Below are 16,497 nucleotides of genomic sequence, written 5' to 3'. Positions count from 1 at the left end.
TACCGGTCACCCCCGACCGGCCCGGTCAGCCGGTCCGGCCGGGCAGCGCCAGCTCCACGTCGTCGTCGGAGCGCCTGCGCTGCGCGACCCAGTGCTCGACCGCCTGGTGGCAGGCCCGGTCGAGGTGGCGGACCATGGTCATGTCCAGGTGCACGCTCTTGCCGTCGGGCACCCGCTCCAGGTGGTCCAGCAGCCTGGGCAGCCGCAGGAACGTCGCGTTGCCGCCGAACTCCACGCGCACGTGGTCGTCGTGGTGGTGCGACTCGACCGACAGCCGCGACATCTCCAGCGCGGTCTTGAGGATCGCCACGCCCAGGCCGACCAGGGTGCCGATGAGCAGGTCGGTGGCCACGATCATGACCGCCGTCAGCACCAGCACGAACGCCTCCGAGCGGTGCTCGCGGACCAGCGCCGCCACCTGGCGCAGCTCCAGCAGCTTCCAGCCGGCCTGGATCAGCAGGGCGGCCAGCACCGCGGTCGGGATGAAGTTGAGCACCCCCGGCAGCGCCATCACGAACAGCAGCAGCCAGCAGCCGTGCAGCACCCGCGAGAGCTTGGTGCGCGCCCCCGCCTGCACGTTGGTGGCGCTGCGCACGATGACCGCGGTCATCGGCAGCGCGCCGAGCACACCGCAGACCGTGTTGCCCGCGCCCTGGGCGATCAGCTCCTTGTTGTACTGGGTCTTGGGCCCGGTGTGCATGCGGTCGACGGCCGCGGCGCTGAAGAGGCTCTCCGCGGAGGCGATCAGCGCGAAGGCGACGATCGAGCCGAGCACCGCCGGGCTCACCAGCCCGCCCCAGGCATCCGAGCTGGGGACGTTGATCGCGGCCAGCAGCGAGCCGACCTCGATCTTCTTGATCGGCAGGGCCAGCACCAGCGTCACGACGCTGGCCACGACGACGGCGACGAGCGCGCCGGGCACCATCCGCACCTTCTTGGGCATCTTCTGCCACAGCGCGGCGACGACCAGCGTCAGCGCCGCCACGGCCAGGCCGCTGATGCCGGTCGCGGTCGTGGTCGCGGCCACCAGCAGGTCCGGGATGCCCGCGAACTTCTCCGGCGTGTGGGCCGGCTGGGGCAGGCCGCCGACCGGGTAGATCTGGCCGAGGATCAGCACCAGGCCGATGCCGGCGAGCATGCCCTGCACCACCGACGGCGAGATCGCCCGGAACCAGCTGCCGATGCGGCCGACGCCCATGATGATCTGCAGCAGCCCGGCCCCGGCCACGATCACGCCGAGGGTGCCGAGGCCGTGCTCGCTGACCGCGGAGGCGACCAGCACCGTGAGCCCGGCCGCCGGGCCGCTGACCTGCAGCGAGCTGCCGGGCAGCAGCCCGACCACGATGCCGCCCACGACACCGGTGATGATGCCCAGTTCGGCGGGCACGCCGGAGGCGACGGCGACGCCCACGCACAGCGGCAGGGCGACCAGGAAAACCACGAGGGAGGCGCCGAGGTCGGCGCCGAGGGTCTGCTTCGGCCAGCGCGGTGCGGTGCGGCGCACCTCCGAGCGTGGCGATTCGAGCTGAGTCGTCACTTTGCACTCCTGCGGAGATCGAAGCGGAAAAAAGGAATGAGGAAGCGCGCCCGCATCCGTAGACGCATGCGGGCGTGCGTGGTGGGGCGCTCGGGTCAGAGCGGGAGGAATTCCTCGACGTCGTCGTGCGGGCAGGCCGTGACCAGACCGGTGTCGATCTCGTAGAACCAGCCGTGCAGGCGCAGCTGCCCCGCGTCGACCCGTTCGCGGATGAACGGGTACGACCGCAGCGTGTCGAGCTGTGCCCGCAGGTGGCGCTTGCTCTCGATCCGGACGCTCGGGTCCTCCGGGCCCTGCTCGACGTCGGGCATGCCGTCGGTGCCGAGCCAGGTCCGCATCGCGGGCAGCTGCTCCAGCCCGCGCCCGGCCGCGCTGAGCGCGGTCACCGCGCCGCAGTGCGAGTGCCCGCACACGATGATCTCGGGAACGCCCAGCACGATGACCGCGTATTCGATCGTGGCCATTTCACTGGAAGCCGAATCCGGCACATAAGCCGGGACGACATTTCCCGCGGTGCGCAACTCGAAAAGCTTCCCCGGCTCGGCGCCGGTGATCTGCGACGGAACCACCCGGGAGTCCGAGCAGCCGATGAACAATGCCACCGGTTGCTGACCCGCCGCCAGTTGTCTGCGCCGGGTCTCCGGGAGCATGCCGGGATGACGACGTGCGTGGTGCACGAAGTGGTCGAAATTCATTGCTCGCCCCTGCTCAAGGTGAACACTTGTGTTGTCGGCACGTGAGGCCCGTGTTTCGGGCTTGTTTCCTCAGTGCCGGAACACCTGGAGCAGGGCGGGTGAATGCAGTGATCTGACCCGGTGTTCGGGAAGCACCGCGAGCCGGGGCCGGTAGCGCACGGCCTGCTCGGCCGCCTCCCGGTCGCGGGCGCCGTGCTGCATGCCCTGCGGCAGCGGCTTCCGGCCGAGCTCGCGGGGCAGGCAAGCCCTTCGGTGCAGTGCGATTCCGGGCAACCGCTCGCGGAGCTTCTGCCCCTCGCGGTGCTCGTGCTTCTCGGTCTCGGACTTCGACGAACCGGACTGGAAGACGGGCCCCGAACTCGCCGAGCTCTGCAGCGGGCCGAGGATGGTCAGCAACACCACGAATAGCAGGAATATTCCTGCTCTCGTGATGCGCCAAGCCGTGCTCGCCACTGGATCCTCCCACTATGTGGATACGACGAGGGGAGCTCCCCTGCGTCCTCGTCGACACTAGAGAAGGGAAGTATCGAAACGTTGAACTCAAGGTATCCGACACCCATGGGCTCTTCGCAAGTCGCGGATCGGGTAGTACCCGCCCAAAAATGAAGGAATGCTAATGCGAGTTCCCGGCCCCGCCACCTGCGAATCCACCCGAAAGGACCGTTGCGGACACCCGGGGTCGAGGGTGACGACGGGCGCTTCCACGCCCAGAGGCGACAAAAAGTGTGATCAGGGTAACCCAGACGAGCGACCGTCGTCGGAGTTCATCCGATGCCGCGCCCACGGCCGGTAATCCGGACTTATCGGACCCGGTAGTGGTAACCGTGCGAGCGCGCGAAGCCGACCCGCTCGTAGAGCAGCACCGCGCCGGGGTTGTCGGCCTCGACCTGGAGGAACATCCGCGTGGCGCCCGCCTCGGCCGCCCAACGCGCACCCGCGCGCAGCAAGGTCCCGGCCACACCGCGCCTGCGCCACCGCTCGGCGGTGGCCATGCAGTAGACCCCGCACCACTGACCGGCCAGCGCGAACAAGCCGACGCCCACCGGTATCGGCCCGGCGAAAGCGATCGCGAAGCGCGCGGGCGCACGCACAGCGTCCAGCCCCGGCTCCACCGGCCGCCCCGCCCCCGCGCCTGCGGCGAACCAGCCGTCGCGCGGTCCCGTGTCCAGCCGCACGGCGAACTCGCGCGCGACGGCACTGGCGATCACATCGGCGGTGCCGGCGACCATGGCGTCGGCCCTGGCGATCGCCGCGTACCCGCGACCGGCGAGGAACTCGTCGAGTTCCCGGTGCGCCTCCAGCGGACTCACCTGCACGACCGGACGTGCGCCGCGCCCGGCGTAGAAGCGCTCCACCCGTTCGGCCGCCGCGGCGGGATCGTCGACTACGGCAGGCGGCAACGCCGAGTTCGAACGCTTACGGTCGAGCACGCCGCAGTGGCGCAGCAGCCACCCCGCGTCGGGCCGCACCGTCGACGCGGGCCACGTCGCCGCAGCCGCGCGCTCGACCTCGTGCGGGTCCACCTGGTCGATCGCCAAGGAAGCCTCCATGCATCGTTTCCCACGGGAATGTATAGCGATGCATGCAGGGTCGGCGACCCCTTTTCCCGGCGCACGGGCAGAGTTCGCGGGCGACCACGGACCCCTCGACGTTCGGACAGCACCGTGGCGCCCCTGAGGGGCCCGCCTCGCGCATCGACGGTTCAGGCGCGAGGCTTTTCCGCCAGTGCCCGCACCCGGAGCTCTCAGCGGTCCGTTCAGGCGGCTCGTGCCGGGGCGTCGGTCAGCCGGGAACTACTCGTTCCGGAACGCCGGGTAGGGCAGCAGGTGCAGCGCGCCCGCGCCGAACCGGTCGACCAGCGCGTCCACCAGGTGCCCCGCGTACTCGGCCAGCTCGGTCATGCCCGCGGACTCGGCGTCGGCACGCAGGTGCCGCCAGCGGTCCACCAGCGCCGTGCTGCGGCGCGGCGATGGCATGTGCAGGTCGATGGGCCGGTCGGTCTCGCCGGTGCGCGGCAGGAACCACCACGTCGAGACCCACACCCACAGCAGCTGCGCGTCGAACAGCCTGGGCAGCAGCACCTCGTCGTCGTCGAGCTCCGGCCACACCTCGACGATCTCCGACCGCCAGGTGGAGAGCATGCTCTCGGCCAGGTTGTCCGGCAGGGCGTAGGAGCACCACGACGAAGGGAACGGGTACTGCAGGTAGGCCGCGTCGAGCGCGACATCGCGCACGCAGCCCCACTCGAAGTCCAGGAAGCGCACGCCGGTGCCGGTGACGAGGCTGTTGTCCGGGCAGATGTCCGACGGGCTGAACGAGCGGTAGCGGCTCGGACCGAGCAGCGCGGCCGCGTCGGCCAGCCGCTCGGCGATCCCCGGAGGGGTCCGCACGGCCAGCGTCTGCTCCAGCAGCCCGGGCAGCTCCGAGAGGGACCGCAGGATGTCGTCGGCCACCGGGTCGGTCCACGACCTGGTGCCCAGCCTGCGCATGAGCGCGTCGAAGTCCGGCTCGCTGCCCGCCATCGTCGTGTGCAGCCTGCCCAGCGCCCGCGCCCACGCCAGCAGGGCGCGCTCGGCGGCGCGCGGGTCGTCGGCGAAGAGCACGTCGGCGAGCGTCGAGCCGCGGCCGAGGTCCTCGAGCACCAGCAGGCGCTCGTTGACGTCGTGGGCGATCAGCTCGGGGCCGACCCGGACCTCCGGCGGCAGCGCGGTCGAGAGCTGGCAGCTCGCGGCCTCGTGCGCGAACGGGTCGGAGCGAGCCGAGTCCGCACAGGCCCCGTAATGCTTGACCACGAGGGTCCTGGGCAGCTCGAAGGGGGACTCGGCAACCCTGACCCGCATGACGACCGAACGGTCGCTCCCGCCGAGGTCTTCTGCATCGGCGAGCCGCACTGCGGCTCCCGTACGCCTGCTGAGCACGGCTTCAGCCGTGGCGACCGTATCGGTCACCTCCGTGCTCGCAGGGATCCGGACCTCCGGCGGGCCGGTGGTGATCTCCACGCTCATCGTCTCCAGACCCTACCCCCATTGCCCGAACCCGAACGGGCATGACCGGTCAAGTGACACACAACTGGTGGTTACCCAGGAACGCTGTGTGTTCGCCAGGTAGCCGACTCCTTTCCGACGGGCCACCGGGCACTTCCCTCCGACGATGACGGAACCCCGCATCGCCGACGTTGCACGGAAGCGAAGAACCTGCAACCCACCTTCCTGTTTACCCCCTCGGAGCGCGCTGTACGAGCCTTACGAGCCCTTGTCCTGCCTGGATTTCCTGCCCTGCGCGGCTTGTCGGCCGTCAGCCGCACACCGCGGCTGTCGACGAGCACGCGGATGCTCCGCACACAGCCACGCGGGACTCCGGCCGCGAACCGCGTACTACCCGTGTCGCGGAAATCGCCCGCCACGACGCCGTAACCGGCCGCGGGCGCCGTCGTTACCGGAACGAACACCCGCCGAGCCACGACGAAACCCGCCTTCCGTCAGACGACAACAACGGCGCCTGTCTCGACGACGCAGACGCCAGGTACCTACGACCGCGCCAAGCCCCGCGCCCCCACGAACGCAGTGCCGAAGGCCACCTCCGGCCAAGGGCTGCCCGAACACATCTGCGACCGCACGTTCGGGTGGCTGGCGGGCCGAACCACCGACTACCCGAGATCGCCACTCCTCACCCGGAAGAGCGGGACCCCGCACACCCGGCCGGTCTCCGCATCCGCAGGGTGACCACGGCTGGAATCCCCTGGAACCGCCCCCGACTCGCAAGTTTCCCCGTCGGAGCGACCGGCCCGGCATCGGTAGCGCTGGGCTCCGGCCTGCGGCCGGCCTGTCCGTCCGGTTTATCCCAGCGGCGGTCCCGAGCGGTCCCGGTTCCTCTGCTGTGGAGGGCATTGCGACGCAACGCCTCGGCCTCTTGGCCTACGTCCCCCGCTCCCCTGCCGCGCCTTCATTGGGCCGGCTCCGGCTCGGACGGGACTGGCCCGGGGGCGGAACGTTCCGCCCCCGGGCCAGTCCCCGAACCGATGCCGGTTTTCGCTGATGCCGTTCACCGACCGCGGGTCCGGCCGATGGCCGGTCCGGGCCCGCTACCGGCGGCGCTCAGCCCTGCTTCTCGACCACGCCGGGCGGGAACACCGAGATGCTCTCGTCGCCGACCTTGGCCGCGGGCTTGGCGTCCACACCCGCCTCCTTGCGCTGCTCGACCGTGATCGGCGACGGCGCGCCGGTCAGCGGGTCGTAGCCGCCACCGCTCTTGGGGAAGGCGATGACGTCGCGCAGCGAGTCCGCGCCCGCCAGCAGCATGCAGATCCGGTCCCAGCCGAAGGCGATGCCGCCGTGCGGCGGCGGGCCGTACTTGAACGCCTCGAGCAGGAAGCCGAACTTGTCCTGCGCCTGCTCCTCGCTGATACCGAGCAGCTCGAACACCCGCTTCTGCACGTCGGAGCGGTGGATACGGATGGAGCCGCCGCCGATCTCGTTGCCGTTGCAGACGATGTCGTAGGCCCAGGCGAGCGCGTTGGCCGGGTCGGACTCGAAGTTGTCGACCCAGTCGGCGTTCGGAGAGGTGAACGGGTGGTGCACGGCCGTCCAGCGGCCGGAGCCGACCGCGACGTCGTCGGTGTCGTCGATCGACTCGAACATCGGGGCGTCGACGACCCACACGAACGACCACGCGTCGTGGTCGATGAGCCCGCAGCGCTCCCCGATCTCCAGCCGCGCCGCGCCCAGCAGGGCCCGCGAGGAGGAGCGGTCGCCCGCGGCGAAGAACACGCAGTCACCGGGGGCCGCCCCGACCGCCTTGACCAAGCCGTCGCGCTCGCCGTCGGAGAGGTTCTTGGCCACCGGGCCGGAAAGCGTCCCGTCCTGGCCGACCAGCACGTAGGCCAGGCCCTTGGCACCGCGCTGCTTCGCCCAGTCCTGCCAGGCGTCGAGCTGGCGCCGCGGCTGGTCTGCGCCGCCGGGCATCACGACCGCGCCGACGTAGGGCGCGCGGAACACCCGGAACGGCGTGTCCGCGAAGTACTCGGTCATCTCGGTGAGCTCGAGACCGAAGCGCAGGTCGGGCTTGTCGGTGCCGAAGCGGGCCATCGCGTCGGCGTAGGTCATGCGCTGGATCGGGCGCGGGATCTCGTGGCCGGTGGTCTCGCGCCAGAGGGCGCTGATGATCTCCTCGCCCAGCTCGATCACGTCGTCCTGGTCGACGAAGCTCATCTCGATGTCGAGCTGGGTGAACTCGGGCTGGCGGTCGGCGCGGAAGTCCTCGTCGCGGTAGCAGCGGGCGATCTGGAAGTAGCGCTCCAGGCCGCCGACCATCAGCAGCTGCTTGAACAGCTGCGGCGACTGCGGCAGCGCGTACCAGTTGCCGGGCTGCAGGCGGGCCGGGATCAGGAAGTCGCGGGCGCCTTCGGGTGTGGAGCGCGTCATCGTCGGCGTCTCGACCTCGACGAAGTCGCGGCCGTGCAGGACGTCGCGGGCGACGCGGTTGACCTCGCTGCGCATCCGCATGGCCTTCGCCGGGCCGTTGCGGCGCAGGTCCAGGTAGCGGTGGCGCAGCCGGGTCTCCTCGCCGACCTCCAGGTGCTCGTCGAGCGGGAACGGCAGCGGGGCGGACTCGGAGAGCACCTCCAGCTCGGTGGCGGTGACCTCGATGTCGCCGGTGCCGATCTCGGGGTTCTCGTTGCCCTCCGGCCTGCGCACGACCTCGCCGGTGATGCGCAGGCAGAACTCGGAGCGCAGCCGGTGGGCGCGTTCGGCCATCTCGCCCTCGCGGAAGACGACCTGGGCGACGCCCGAGGCGTCGCGGAGGTCGATGAAGATCACCCCACCGTGATCGCGGCGACGGGCCACCCACCCGGCCAGGGTGACGGACTGCCCGGCATGACCGGCGCGAAGCGATCCGGCCTCGTGCGTGCGCATCACGGGTACTGAGCTCCTCTTGACGTGGACGGCGCGTGGTTCGGTGTGGCGCCCCGGCGCCGGCACCCTTGCTCGTGGGGCCCGCTTGCAGCGAGGACGCGAGGCTCCAAGGCTAGCCAACGGGGCACGGGTGCCGTCGAGCAGGTTTATCTCCACCGGGGCGCCGACAGCGGGCGCGGCGCCGAGGCGGGCGCGGTGCGACAGCGGGCGCGACGGGGAGCGTGGCGTGGCACGCGGACGTGGCGCAACGGCGGGCGCGGCGGGGCGCGCGGGCCCGACAGGCTGGTGTGGCGGCGCGCGGTGCGACAGGCCGGCGCGGTGCGACACGTGGGCACGGCAGTGTGCGGGTACAGCAGGCGGGCGAGCGCGGCGCGACGGGTGGAGGCGGCTCGGCCGCTCGGCGCACGCGGTGCGACAGCGGGGCGCAGCGGCGAGCGCGGTGCGACCTCGGCGCCAGTGGCGAGAGCGGGGCGACAGGCAGAGGTAGCGCAACGGCGGGCGCGGCGGCGAGTAGCCAGGACTACGGCTGCTGACCTGGGAGCGGCGGTGAGTCCGCGGGGCCAGGGCGGTGAGTCCGCGGATGCCAGGCGGCGAGTCCGCAGGCGGCAGGGCGGCAAGTCTCCGGATCAGGTTGCCGATCTGTGCGCGGCGGTTGAACCGCTCCCCGCTGCTGCCGTCGGCGCCCCGGTGAGGCAGGGCAACGCCGAGCAGCCACCGAAGCTCCGAGCGCGCCGGTGGGGCCGGGTCGAGCGCGCGCAGGCTGGCGTCGGACGGCGAACCGGACACGCGAATGGTCGATACCAATTAGGCCGCCGACGGTACACAATTCAACTGATTCGCGGGGCGCCGCGACAGGGCCAGGCATTGTTACGAGCCTGGCCCGGATCCGACACCTCCTTAAGTCGGCTTCATCCCATCCTTAAGTACTAGGGCCAATCCGGTACCCGGTCGTTGCATATCTTTGATCCACTCATTAGGTTTAGTTCGGAATTCGGCGGACACGAGGAGTAACGATGACCGGTCCGAAAACCGAGATACGTCCGGGCGCTTCGGCCGTCGTCCGCGGCGACCGGGAGAGCTCCATCTCAGCCGAACTGGCCGAACTGCTGCGGACCGGTCCGTTCGAGGCGGCCCTGCGGACGGCGATCCGATCCAGCCGGCTGAGCCTGGAGCGCATCCAGCACCGCCTGCGCGCCCGCGGCACCCCCGTCAGCATCACCGCCCTCAGCTACTGGCAGTCCGGCCGCCGCAGGCCGGAGCGGCCGGACTCGCTGCTGGCGCTGCAACAGCTCGAAAGCGTGCTCGGCGTGCCGGAGGGCGCGCTGTCGGCACTGCTCGGTCCGCCGCGCCCGCGCGGCCGCACCCGGCAGGCCTCCAGCGACGCACCGCCGCTGAGCGCGTTCTGGGCCGACAACGAGTCGGCCGTCGAGCTGCTCACCAGGATCGACACCAGCCACGACAGCAAGCTCACCCGGCTCAGCCACCACGACGTGGTGCACGTCGACGACCAGGGCGAGCTCCGCAAGATCCGGACCCGCAAGCTCATCCGCGCCGAGTGCAACGGCGCCGACCGGTGGATCATCATGTTCGACGGCGCTTCGTCCAGCGAGACGCCGCCGATCATCCGGCCGATCCGCTCGTGCCGCCTCGGCCAGGTGCTCACCGACCACGCGCGCGACATGGTGGTCGCCGAGCTGCTGTTCGACCGCGCGCTCGCGCGGGGCGAGACGATCCTGATCGAGTACGAGATCATCGAGCCGCCGACCGGGCTCAACGAGGACGACCACTCCTTCTGCCGGGTGTTCCGGTTACCGGTGCGCCAGTACGTCATCGAGTTGCAGTTCGACCCGGCGCACCCCCCGCGGAAGTGCGACAGCTACGTCGGCGACTCCTCGGGCCAGGAGGTCGAGCAGCCCAAGCCGCTGGCGGTCGACCGCTACGGCCGCACCCACGCGGTCGCCCTCGACTTCGGCATGGGCGTCTTCGGCGTCCGGTGGGACCCCGATGCCCCGGCGTCCCCGGCGCCGCAGCAGCCGAGCCCGGCGCCACGCGCCTGACCAACTACTCCACGGCCGACCCGCACGCCGGGTCGGCCGTTCGGTGTGCGCGGCGACCGCTGCGCTGATCGACCGGACACCTGCTGCGCCGAACGATCGGGTGCCTGCTCCGCCGAACGAGCGAACCAAACAAGCACGAAACGTAATCGTCAAACCAAGTCGTTGGGCCAATTCGCTGAGCCGCCGACATGATTGACACTCAATTCACCTAAAGAAAACTTTTGTAATCACGACAACAGTGCGGGAAATCGTTTTCTGCAAAGGTTGGACGTTTCGCGTCACGAGATACGAATTCCACGTCCACTGGGCGGGACTATTGGCGAACCCCGTTATGAGGCAAGGGGAAACCGGCGAGGAGCACCGATCGCAGCAGCGCACAACGGTCGCAGCAGACGACGCGCGTCGCCCACGGCACCACGAACCCGCAGCGCAACCGCCCGAGGAGCACCGGTCACGCCAGCGCCCCAGGACGGCCGCCGCTCAGTCGCACCAAGACGGCGGCCGCTCAGTCAGCGGGCCGAGGGCCAGAGCCACGGCATCGTTCTAACGGGCGGCAAGCGAACGGCCACCACCGGCGCGCCGTCTGCGCAGCCGACGTCGGCCGGCAGCTGGCAGCCGGCGTCGGCCACCACCGGCGGGCTGTGGCGGGCCATTCCTGCTGCCCCGACCATCAGCACCCCGAGCGGCCGACAATCCGCGGCCGAACCAGATCCGCGGCCAGCCATCAGCAGTCGGCCATCAGCGGCCAGCCATCAGACGAGTCCCGTGGGGTCGGTCGTCCGCCTGCCGATCATCCCGCCCACATGTGCGGCGGTCGGCCTCCTGGCTGCCTGTCCGGCGGTGCCGTGCCGCGATGGTCCGGCTGCCGGCCGCGTGGCCCCACACAAGCGGCCGTGATCGTTTTCCCCTGCCCCACTGCCCGGCCTCGGCTCGCTGCTCTCATCGTCTTCCTGCCACCTACCGCCCGGCCCGGCAGCCGCTGCTCTGATCGTTTTGCCCGCCGCCCACCGCGGCCCGACATCCGCTCCCGTGCAGCAGCGCACCGCCTGCGGTCACAACAGGGTCATCTGCTGGTCCCCTGACTGCCGGGCGGCCGCGGCGAGACGTGGCCGGGTGTCCCCTGCTTCAGCCTCCACCGGTTGCGCGGTCTCCCGGAAGTTCCGGTCGGCTCCACCCCCGGCGCCATGACGCCGCTTCGCGTCGTCGACCAGTTCGGCGATGTGGCGCTGGTAGGACTTCGGGGCATATGCGCCGTTGCGGTACAGCCGTTCGTACATCGGCAGCAGGTGCGGGTACTCCTCCCGCAGCCAGCGGTGGTACCACTCGCGCGCTCCCGGGCGCAGATGCAGGACCAGCGGCGTGATGCTGGAGGCACCGGCCGCCGTCAGGGCGGCCACTGTCTCGTCGATCTGCTCCGGCGAGTCGCTGAGCCCCGGCAGGATCGGCGCCATCAGCACCGAGCACCCCAGCCCGGACTCGGCGAACCGCCGCACGACCTCGAGTCTGCGCAGCGGCGAGGGGGTCCCGGGCTCGACCTTGCGCCACAGCACCTCGTCGACCGAGCCGATCGACACGGCGACCGAAACCTTCGCGACCTCGGCGGCACGCAGGATCAGGTCCATGTCGCGCAGGATGAGAGTGCCCTTGGTGAGGATCGAGAACGGGTTGGCCCGCTCCCCCAGGATGGTCAGGATCTCCCGCATCAGCCGGTAGCGCCCCTCCGCCCGCTGGTACGGGTCGGTGTTGGTGCCCATCGCGATCGGCTCGCCCGTCCAGCGCGGGCCGGCCAGCTCGCGGCGCAGCAGCGCCCCCGCGTTGACCTTCACCACGATCTTGCTGTCGAAGTCGTGCCCCGCGTCCAGGTCCAAGTACGTGTGAGTGCGCCTCGCGAAGCAATACCTGCAGGCATGTCCGCAGCCCCGGTAGGGGTTGAGCGTCCACTCGAACGGCACCGCCGAGACCGACGGGACCCGGTTCAGGATCGACTTCGCGTGGATCTCGATGGCGTAGGCGTCCTCGGTGCCCGCCTCGATCGGCACCGGCTCCGGCAACCGCAGGCCGGCCCGGCCGCCGCGCACCGGCTCCCGCTCGGGCAGCGCCAGCGGCAGCTCCGGCGTGGTACCTGGCTCGGCGGGCGGGGCGACCCGCTGTTGTTCCCAACGCATGACTCGATTCGAACACAGTTTCGAGATCATGTCGAGTGGGGTCATCGCTGTTCAGCCCATCGTGTCTGCCGTCACTGAGCGGTGCGCGTCTCCGCGAGGCGGCGGATCGCGTTCCCTCCGTGGTCCCCAAGTGCCTCGGCGACGAGCACTGCGAGCGACAGCCCCCGAACGCCCAATACGATTGACGGGTGACCGACGACCGTCCCCCAGCAGAACCACCAGGAGGCGAGGGGCATCGCCCGACTCGTCGGCATCGCAGGCCGGACAACGGCACCGACACCGGTTCGCACGAGCCGGGCAGGCGGCACGTCGAAGGCCACCGGCCCCCCGGCGCGGCTCCCCACCAGGATTTCGAGCAGAGCCGGTGGCAGGAGCCTCGGCCGGGCCGGCGGCGGCGTCCTGCACAGGGGCCGCCCCCAGGACGAGGACCATCCCCGGGGCAAGGGCCGAGCCCGGGACAAGGACCGGCACCGGGACAGGCTCCGGGCCCGGGTCAAGAGTCGGCGTCCGGGCATTGGCCGCCCCCAGGACGTGGGCAGCGCCCGGAACCCGGCGAGCCCCAGGACCCCGGAGAAGGCCAGGCGCCGGGGCGCGGACGGCCCGGCAGCGGCCCCGAGCAGGAGCCCGGCAGGCGGCGACGCCCGCGGCCCGATGCTCAGGGCCGGCACCCATCCTCCGAGTCCGGACACGGCGCGGGAAACGAAGACGCCGGCGGACCTCCCCGGGGAACCGAGGACACCACGGGCTCGAGCGCTCGCGGCCAGGGACGAAGCCGCGGACGCGGCCGGGAACAGGAGCGAGGGCCCGACCAGGGTCAGGATCGAAGGACCGGCCGAGGACGCCGCCGAGGCCAGAACGAGACGCCGAGCCACGGACATGGCCACGGACACGGGCACGGCCCGGCCGATCCGGCGTCCCGGCAGGTGAAGCGGCTGCTCGCCTTCGCCCTGGTGCCGTTCGCGCTGGCCGCGATCGTCGGCACCCTGCTGCTCTACCCGTTCGGCCACCAGCAGCGGACCGGCGCCGACCTGGGCCTCGGGCAGTACCCGGTGAAGGCCGAGGTCATCGCGGCCGAGGCGGGACCGTGTTCGCAGGGAGCACCGGTCGAGGGCGACCAGACGTGCGTGAAGCTGCGGGTGCGGATGCACGACGGGCCGCTGCCCGGCCGGGTCATGGAGCAGACCATGCCCACCGACCCCGGCACCCCCAAGTTCGCCGTCGGCGACGACATCGTGCTGTCCTACGCCGGGGCCAACCCCGAGAGCGAGACGTCCTACCAGGTGGTGGATTTCCAGCGCGGTGGCTCGCTGCTGCTGCTGGCGGTGATCTTCGCCGCCGCGGTGATCGTGCTCGGCCGCTGGCAGGGCGTGGCGGCCCTCATCGCGCTGGGCGTGAGCCTGGTGCTGATCGTCGGCTTCGTGCTGCCCGCGATCCTGGCAGGCGAGGATCCGCTGCTGGTGGCGGTGGTCGGCTCCGGGCTGATCATGTTCGTGGTGCTGTACCTGACGCACGGCTTCTCCGCGCGCACCTCGACCGCCGTGCTCGGCACTCTGCTCAGCCTGGCGCTCATCGGCGTGCTCAGCACGGTGTTCGCCGGGCTCACCGCGCTCACCGGGCTCGACGAGAACACCACGAGCCTCATCGGCGTGCTGGGCACCCCCATCGACGCGCGCGGCCTGCTGCTCGCGGGGACCGTGATCGGTGCGCTCGGCGTGCTCGACGACGTCACCGTCACCCAGACCAGCGCGGTGTGGGAGCTGCGCAAGGCCGACCCCGGGATGTCGTGGCGGCAGCTGTACACCTCGGGGCTGCGGATCGGCCGGGACCACGTCTCCTCGGCGGTGAACACGCTGGTCCTGGCCTACGCCGGTGCCGCGCTGCCGCTGCTGCTCGCCTACGCGCTGTCGGGCCGGACCTTCACCGAGGTCGTCACCACGCAGGCGGTGGCGCAGGAGGTCGTGCGCACCCTCGTCGGCAGCATCGGCCTGGTCGCGGCGGTGCCGATCACGACGGCGATCGCCGCCGCGGTCGCGACCCGCGAGCCCGCGGGCGGCACGGGAACGTCGGCGGCCTCGCGGGTGAGCCAGGGCGCCGCCTCCGGCGCCGGGACCACCAGGCTCACGACGAGGCGCCCGAGCCGCCGCCGCCCGCGCCCGGAGACGAGCGACTGAACCAGGGCGCCGGTCGGCGGCGCAGAAAGCAGTCGGACCCGCGCCCGAGGTTCGTTCAGTCCAGCGCGGTGACGAACCTGGCGACCGCGTCGGGGTGCAGGCGCTGCGCCATCCTGCCCTGCGGCGCCAGCGACGCGAGCCGGTACAGCGGGCGGTCGGGCGCACCGTCGCCGCGCGCCTCCGACTTCAGCTGCGCCACGACCAGTTCCGACAGCACCAGGGCCCGGGTGTCGCCGGTGCTGGCCAGGGCATCGGCGAGCCGCCGCAGCGGGTAGACGCCGAGTTCCCGGCCGCCGGTCCCGGCGTACATCGCCAGCGAGATGCTGATCGCCTTGTTCTTCGGCGGACCGCCGACCAGCAGGTTCACCGTGCGAGCGCCGCGCATGTCGGTGACGAACAGGTCGAGCCGGGTGGCCTGCTTCAGCTCGACGCGCCGGGTTCCGGCCGCGCGCACCGAGACCATCGTGCCCTGCATCCAGCAGGTCTTGCGGGACTCGACGTAGGCCAGCGCGAGCAGCGGCAGCGCGACGACCCCGGCGGTGATCGCGAAACCGAGGGGGCCGCCCACCAGTCCGACGATGCCGCCCATGGCGGCGGCGACGATCAGCGCCGCGATCGCCACGTTGCGCGAGCGCTTGCGGATCGTGGCGCGGTCGAGCAGGTCGAGCGGGACCACCTCGGGTTCGGTCACGGCTTCAGCGCCTCCCGCACGGCCGCGACCGCGTCCTCCAGCGGAACCGGCCGCTGCTCGCCGCTGGAGAGGTCCTTGAGCTGGGCCGTTCCCGCTTCGAGGTCGCGCTCGCCGAGCACGAGGGCGAACCGGGCGCCCGAGCGGTCGGCACCCTTCATGGCGCCCTTGAGACTCTTGCCGCCGTAGGCCACGTCGGCGCGCACACCGGCACCGCGCAGGCCGCCGGCGATGGAGACCAGCCGCCGCTTGGCGGCATCGCCCAGCGGCACGCAGTAGACGTCGCAACGCGCCTGGTCGCCGACCGCGAGCCCCTCCGCCTGGCAGGCCAGCAAGGTGCGGTCCACCCCGAGGCCGAAGCCGACGCCGGAGAGCTCCTGCCCGCCGAGCTCGGCCATCAGGCCGTCGTAGCGGCCGCCGCCGCCGATGCCGGACTGGGCGCCGAGGCCGTCGTGGACGAACTCGAAGGTCGTCTTGGTGTAGTAGTCCAGGCCGCGCACCAGCCGCGGGTTCTCGGTGAAGGCCACGCCGAGGTCGCTCAGGTGCGTCTTGACCTGCTCGTAGTGCTCCTTGGCCTCGACCGAGAGGTGGTCGACCATCAGCGGCGCGTCGGTCAGCAGCTCGCGGACCTCGGGACGCTTGTCGTCGAGCACCCGCAGCGGGTTGAGCTCGGCCCGCTTGCGGGTCTCCTCGTCCAGCGGCAGGCCGCTCAGGAACTCCTGGAGCTTGGCACGGTAGGCCGGACGGCAGGTCTCGTCGCCGAGCGAGGTCAGCTCGATGCGGAAGCCGGTCAGGCCCAGCCTGCGGTAGCCCTCGTCGGCGATGGCGATCACCTCGGCGTCCAGCGCCGGGTCGTCGACGCCGATGGCCTCCACGCCGAGCTGCTGGAGCTGCCGGTACCGGCCAGCCTGCGGGCGCTCGTAGCGGAAGAACGCGCCGCTGTAGTAGAGCTTCACGGGCAGCTGGCCGCGGTCGAGGCCGTTCTCGATGACCGACCGCGTGACACCGGCGGTGCCCTCCGGCCGCAGCGTGACCGAGCGGCCGCCGCGGTCGGCGAAGGTGTACATCTCCTTGCTGACCACGTCGGTCGACTCCCCGACGCCGCGCGCGAACAGCGAGGTGTCCTCGAACAGCGGCAGCTCGATGTAGCCGTAGCCCGCGCGGCGGGCCGCGTCGGCCAGCGTCTCGCGGACCGCGAGGAAGGCCGCCGATTCCGGCGGGAAGTACTCGGGGATGCCCTTGGGGGCGTTGAAGGTGCTCATCAGTTCTGGT

The 16,497-nt window shown here is 71.4% G+C and carries 11 protein-coding genes; 2 read left to right on the top strand and 9 right to left on the bottom strand.

Features of this window, described 5'->3' with window-relative positions:
* Positions 1-25: 25 nt before the first annotated feature.
* From HUO13_RS12880 to aspS, 6 genes are all read right to left on the bottom strand, one after another.
* Positions 26-1,537, bottom strand: a complete 1,512-nt coding sequence (locus tag HUO13_RS12880; RefSeq protein WP_211901615.1) for a SulP family inorganic anion transporter — start codon at positions 1,535-1,537, stop codon at positions 26-28.
* Positions 1,538-1,632: 95 nt separating this feature from the next.
* On the bottom strand, positions 1,633-2,232 hold the full coding sequence (locus HUO13_RS12875; protein WP_211901614.1) for a carbonic anhydrase: 600 nt from the start codon (positions 2,230-2,232) through the stop codon (positions 1,633-1,635).
* A 69-nt stretch (positions 2,233-2,301) separates the two neighbouring features.
* On the bottom strand, positions 2,302-2,634 hold the full coding sequence (locus tag HUO13_RS12870) for a hypothetical protein (RefSeq protein WP_211901613.1): 333 nt from the start codon (positions 2,632-2,634) through the stop codon (positions 2,302-2,304).
* Between the two features lie 398 nt (positions 2,635-3,032).
* Positions 3,033-3,770, bottom strand: a complete 738-nt coding sequence (locus tag HUO13_RS12865; RefSeq protein WP_249124735.1) for a GNAT family N-acetyltransferase — start codon at positions 3,768-3,770, stop codon at positions 3,033-3,035.
* Positions 3,771-4,025: 255 nt separating this feature from the next.
* A complete protein-coding gene (locus HUO13_RS12860) occupies positions 4,026-5,237 on the bottom strand; it encodes a phosphotransferase (RefSeq protein ID WP_211901611.1) in 1,212 nt (403 codons plus the stop codon).
* A gap of 1,089 nt (positions 5,238-6,326) precedes the next feature.
* On the bottom strand, positions 6,327-8,147 hold the full coding sequence (aspS, locus tag HUO13_RS12855) for an aspartate--tRNA ligase (protein ID WP_211901610.1): 1,821 nt from the start codon (positions 8,145-8,147) through the stop codon (positions 6,327-6,329).
* Positions 8,148-9,157: 1,010 nt separating this feature from the next.
* Here aspS and HUO13_RS12850 point away from each other — a divergent pair.
* Positions 9,158-10,201 carry a hypothetical protein gene (locus HUO13_RS12850; RefSeq protein WP_211901609.1) on the top strand — a complete coding sequence of 348 codons (1,044 nt, stop codon included), beginning with the start codon at positions 9,158-9,160 and terminating at the stop codon, positions 10,199-10,201.
* A 1,052-nt stretch (positions 10,202-11,253) separates the two neighbouring features.
* Here HUO13_RS12850 and HUO13_RS12845 read toward each other — a convergent pair.
* Positions 11,254-12,366 carry an Rv2578c family radical SAM protein gene (locus tag HUO13_RS12845; protein WP_211901608.1) on the bottom strand — a complete coding sequence of 371 codons (1,113 nt, stop codon included), beginning with the start codon at positions 12,364-12,366 and terminating at the stop codon, positions 11,254-11,256.
* Between the two features lie 923 nt (positions 12,367-13,289).
* On the opposite strand from HUO13_RS12845, the gene HUO13_RS12840 reads away from it, so the two are divergent.
* Positions 13,290-14,537: a YibE/F family protein gene (locus HUO13_RS12840; RefSeq protein ID WP_211901607.1), complete on the top strand. Its 1,248-nt coding sequence runs from the start codon at positions 13,290-13,292 to the stop codon at positions 14,535-14,537.
* 55 nt (positions 14,538-14,592) lie between these two features.
* On the opposite strand, the gene HUO13_RS12835 is transcribed toward HUO13_RS12840, so the two are convergent.
* Positions 14,593-15,228 (bottom strand): hypothetical protein, encoded by a 636-nt coding sequence (locus tag HUO13_RS12835; RefSeq protein ID WP_211901606.1) that lies wholly within the window; start codon positions 15,226-15,228, stop codon positions 14,593-14,595.
* A complete protein-coding gene (gene hisS / locus HUO13_RS12830) occupies positions 15,225-16,487 on the bottom strand; it encodes a histidine--tRNA ligase (protein ID WP_211901605.1) in 1,263 nt (420 codons plus the stop codon). The genes HUO13_RS12835 and hisS overlap by 4 nt, the downstream gene beginning before the upstream one ends.
* Positions 16,488-16,497: the final 10 nt, after the last annotated feature.

This window comes from Saccharopolyspora erythraea (genome assembly GCF_018141105.1).
In the GTDB taxonomy this organism is placed as follows: Bacteria; Actinomycetota; Actinomycetes; order Mycobacteriales; family Pseudonocardiaceae; genus Saccharopolyspora_D; species Saccharopolyspora_D erythraea_A.
Note: the sequence above shows the minus strand (reverse complement) of the source record. Positions and strands in the feature narration are given on the sequence as shown.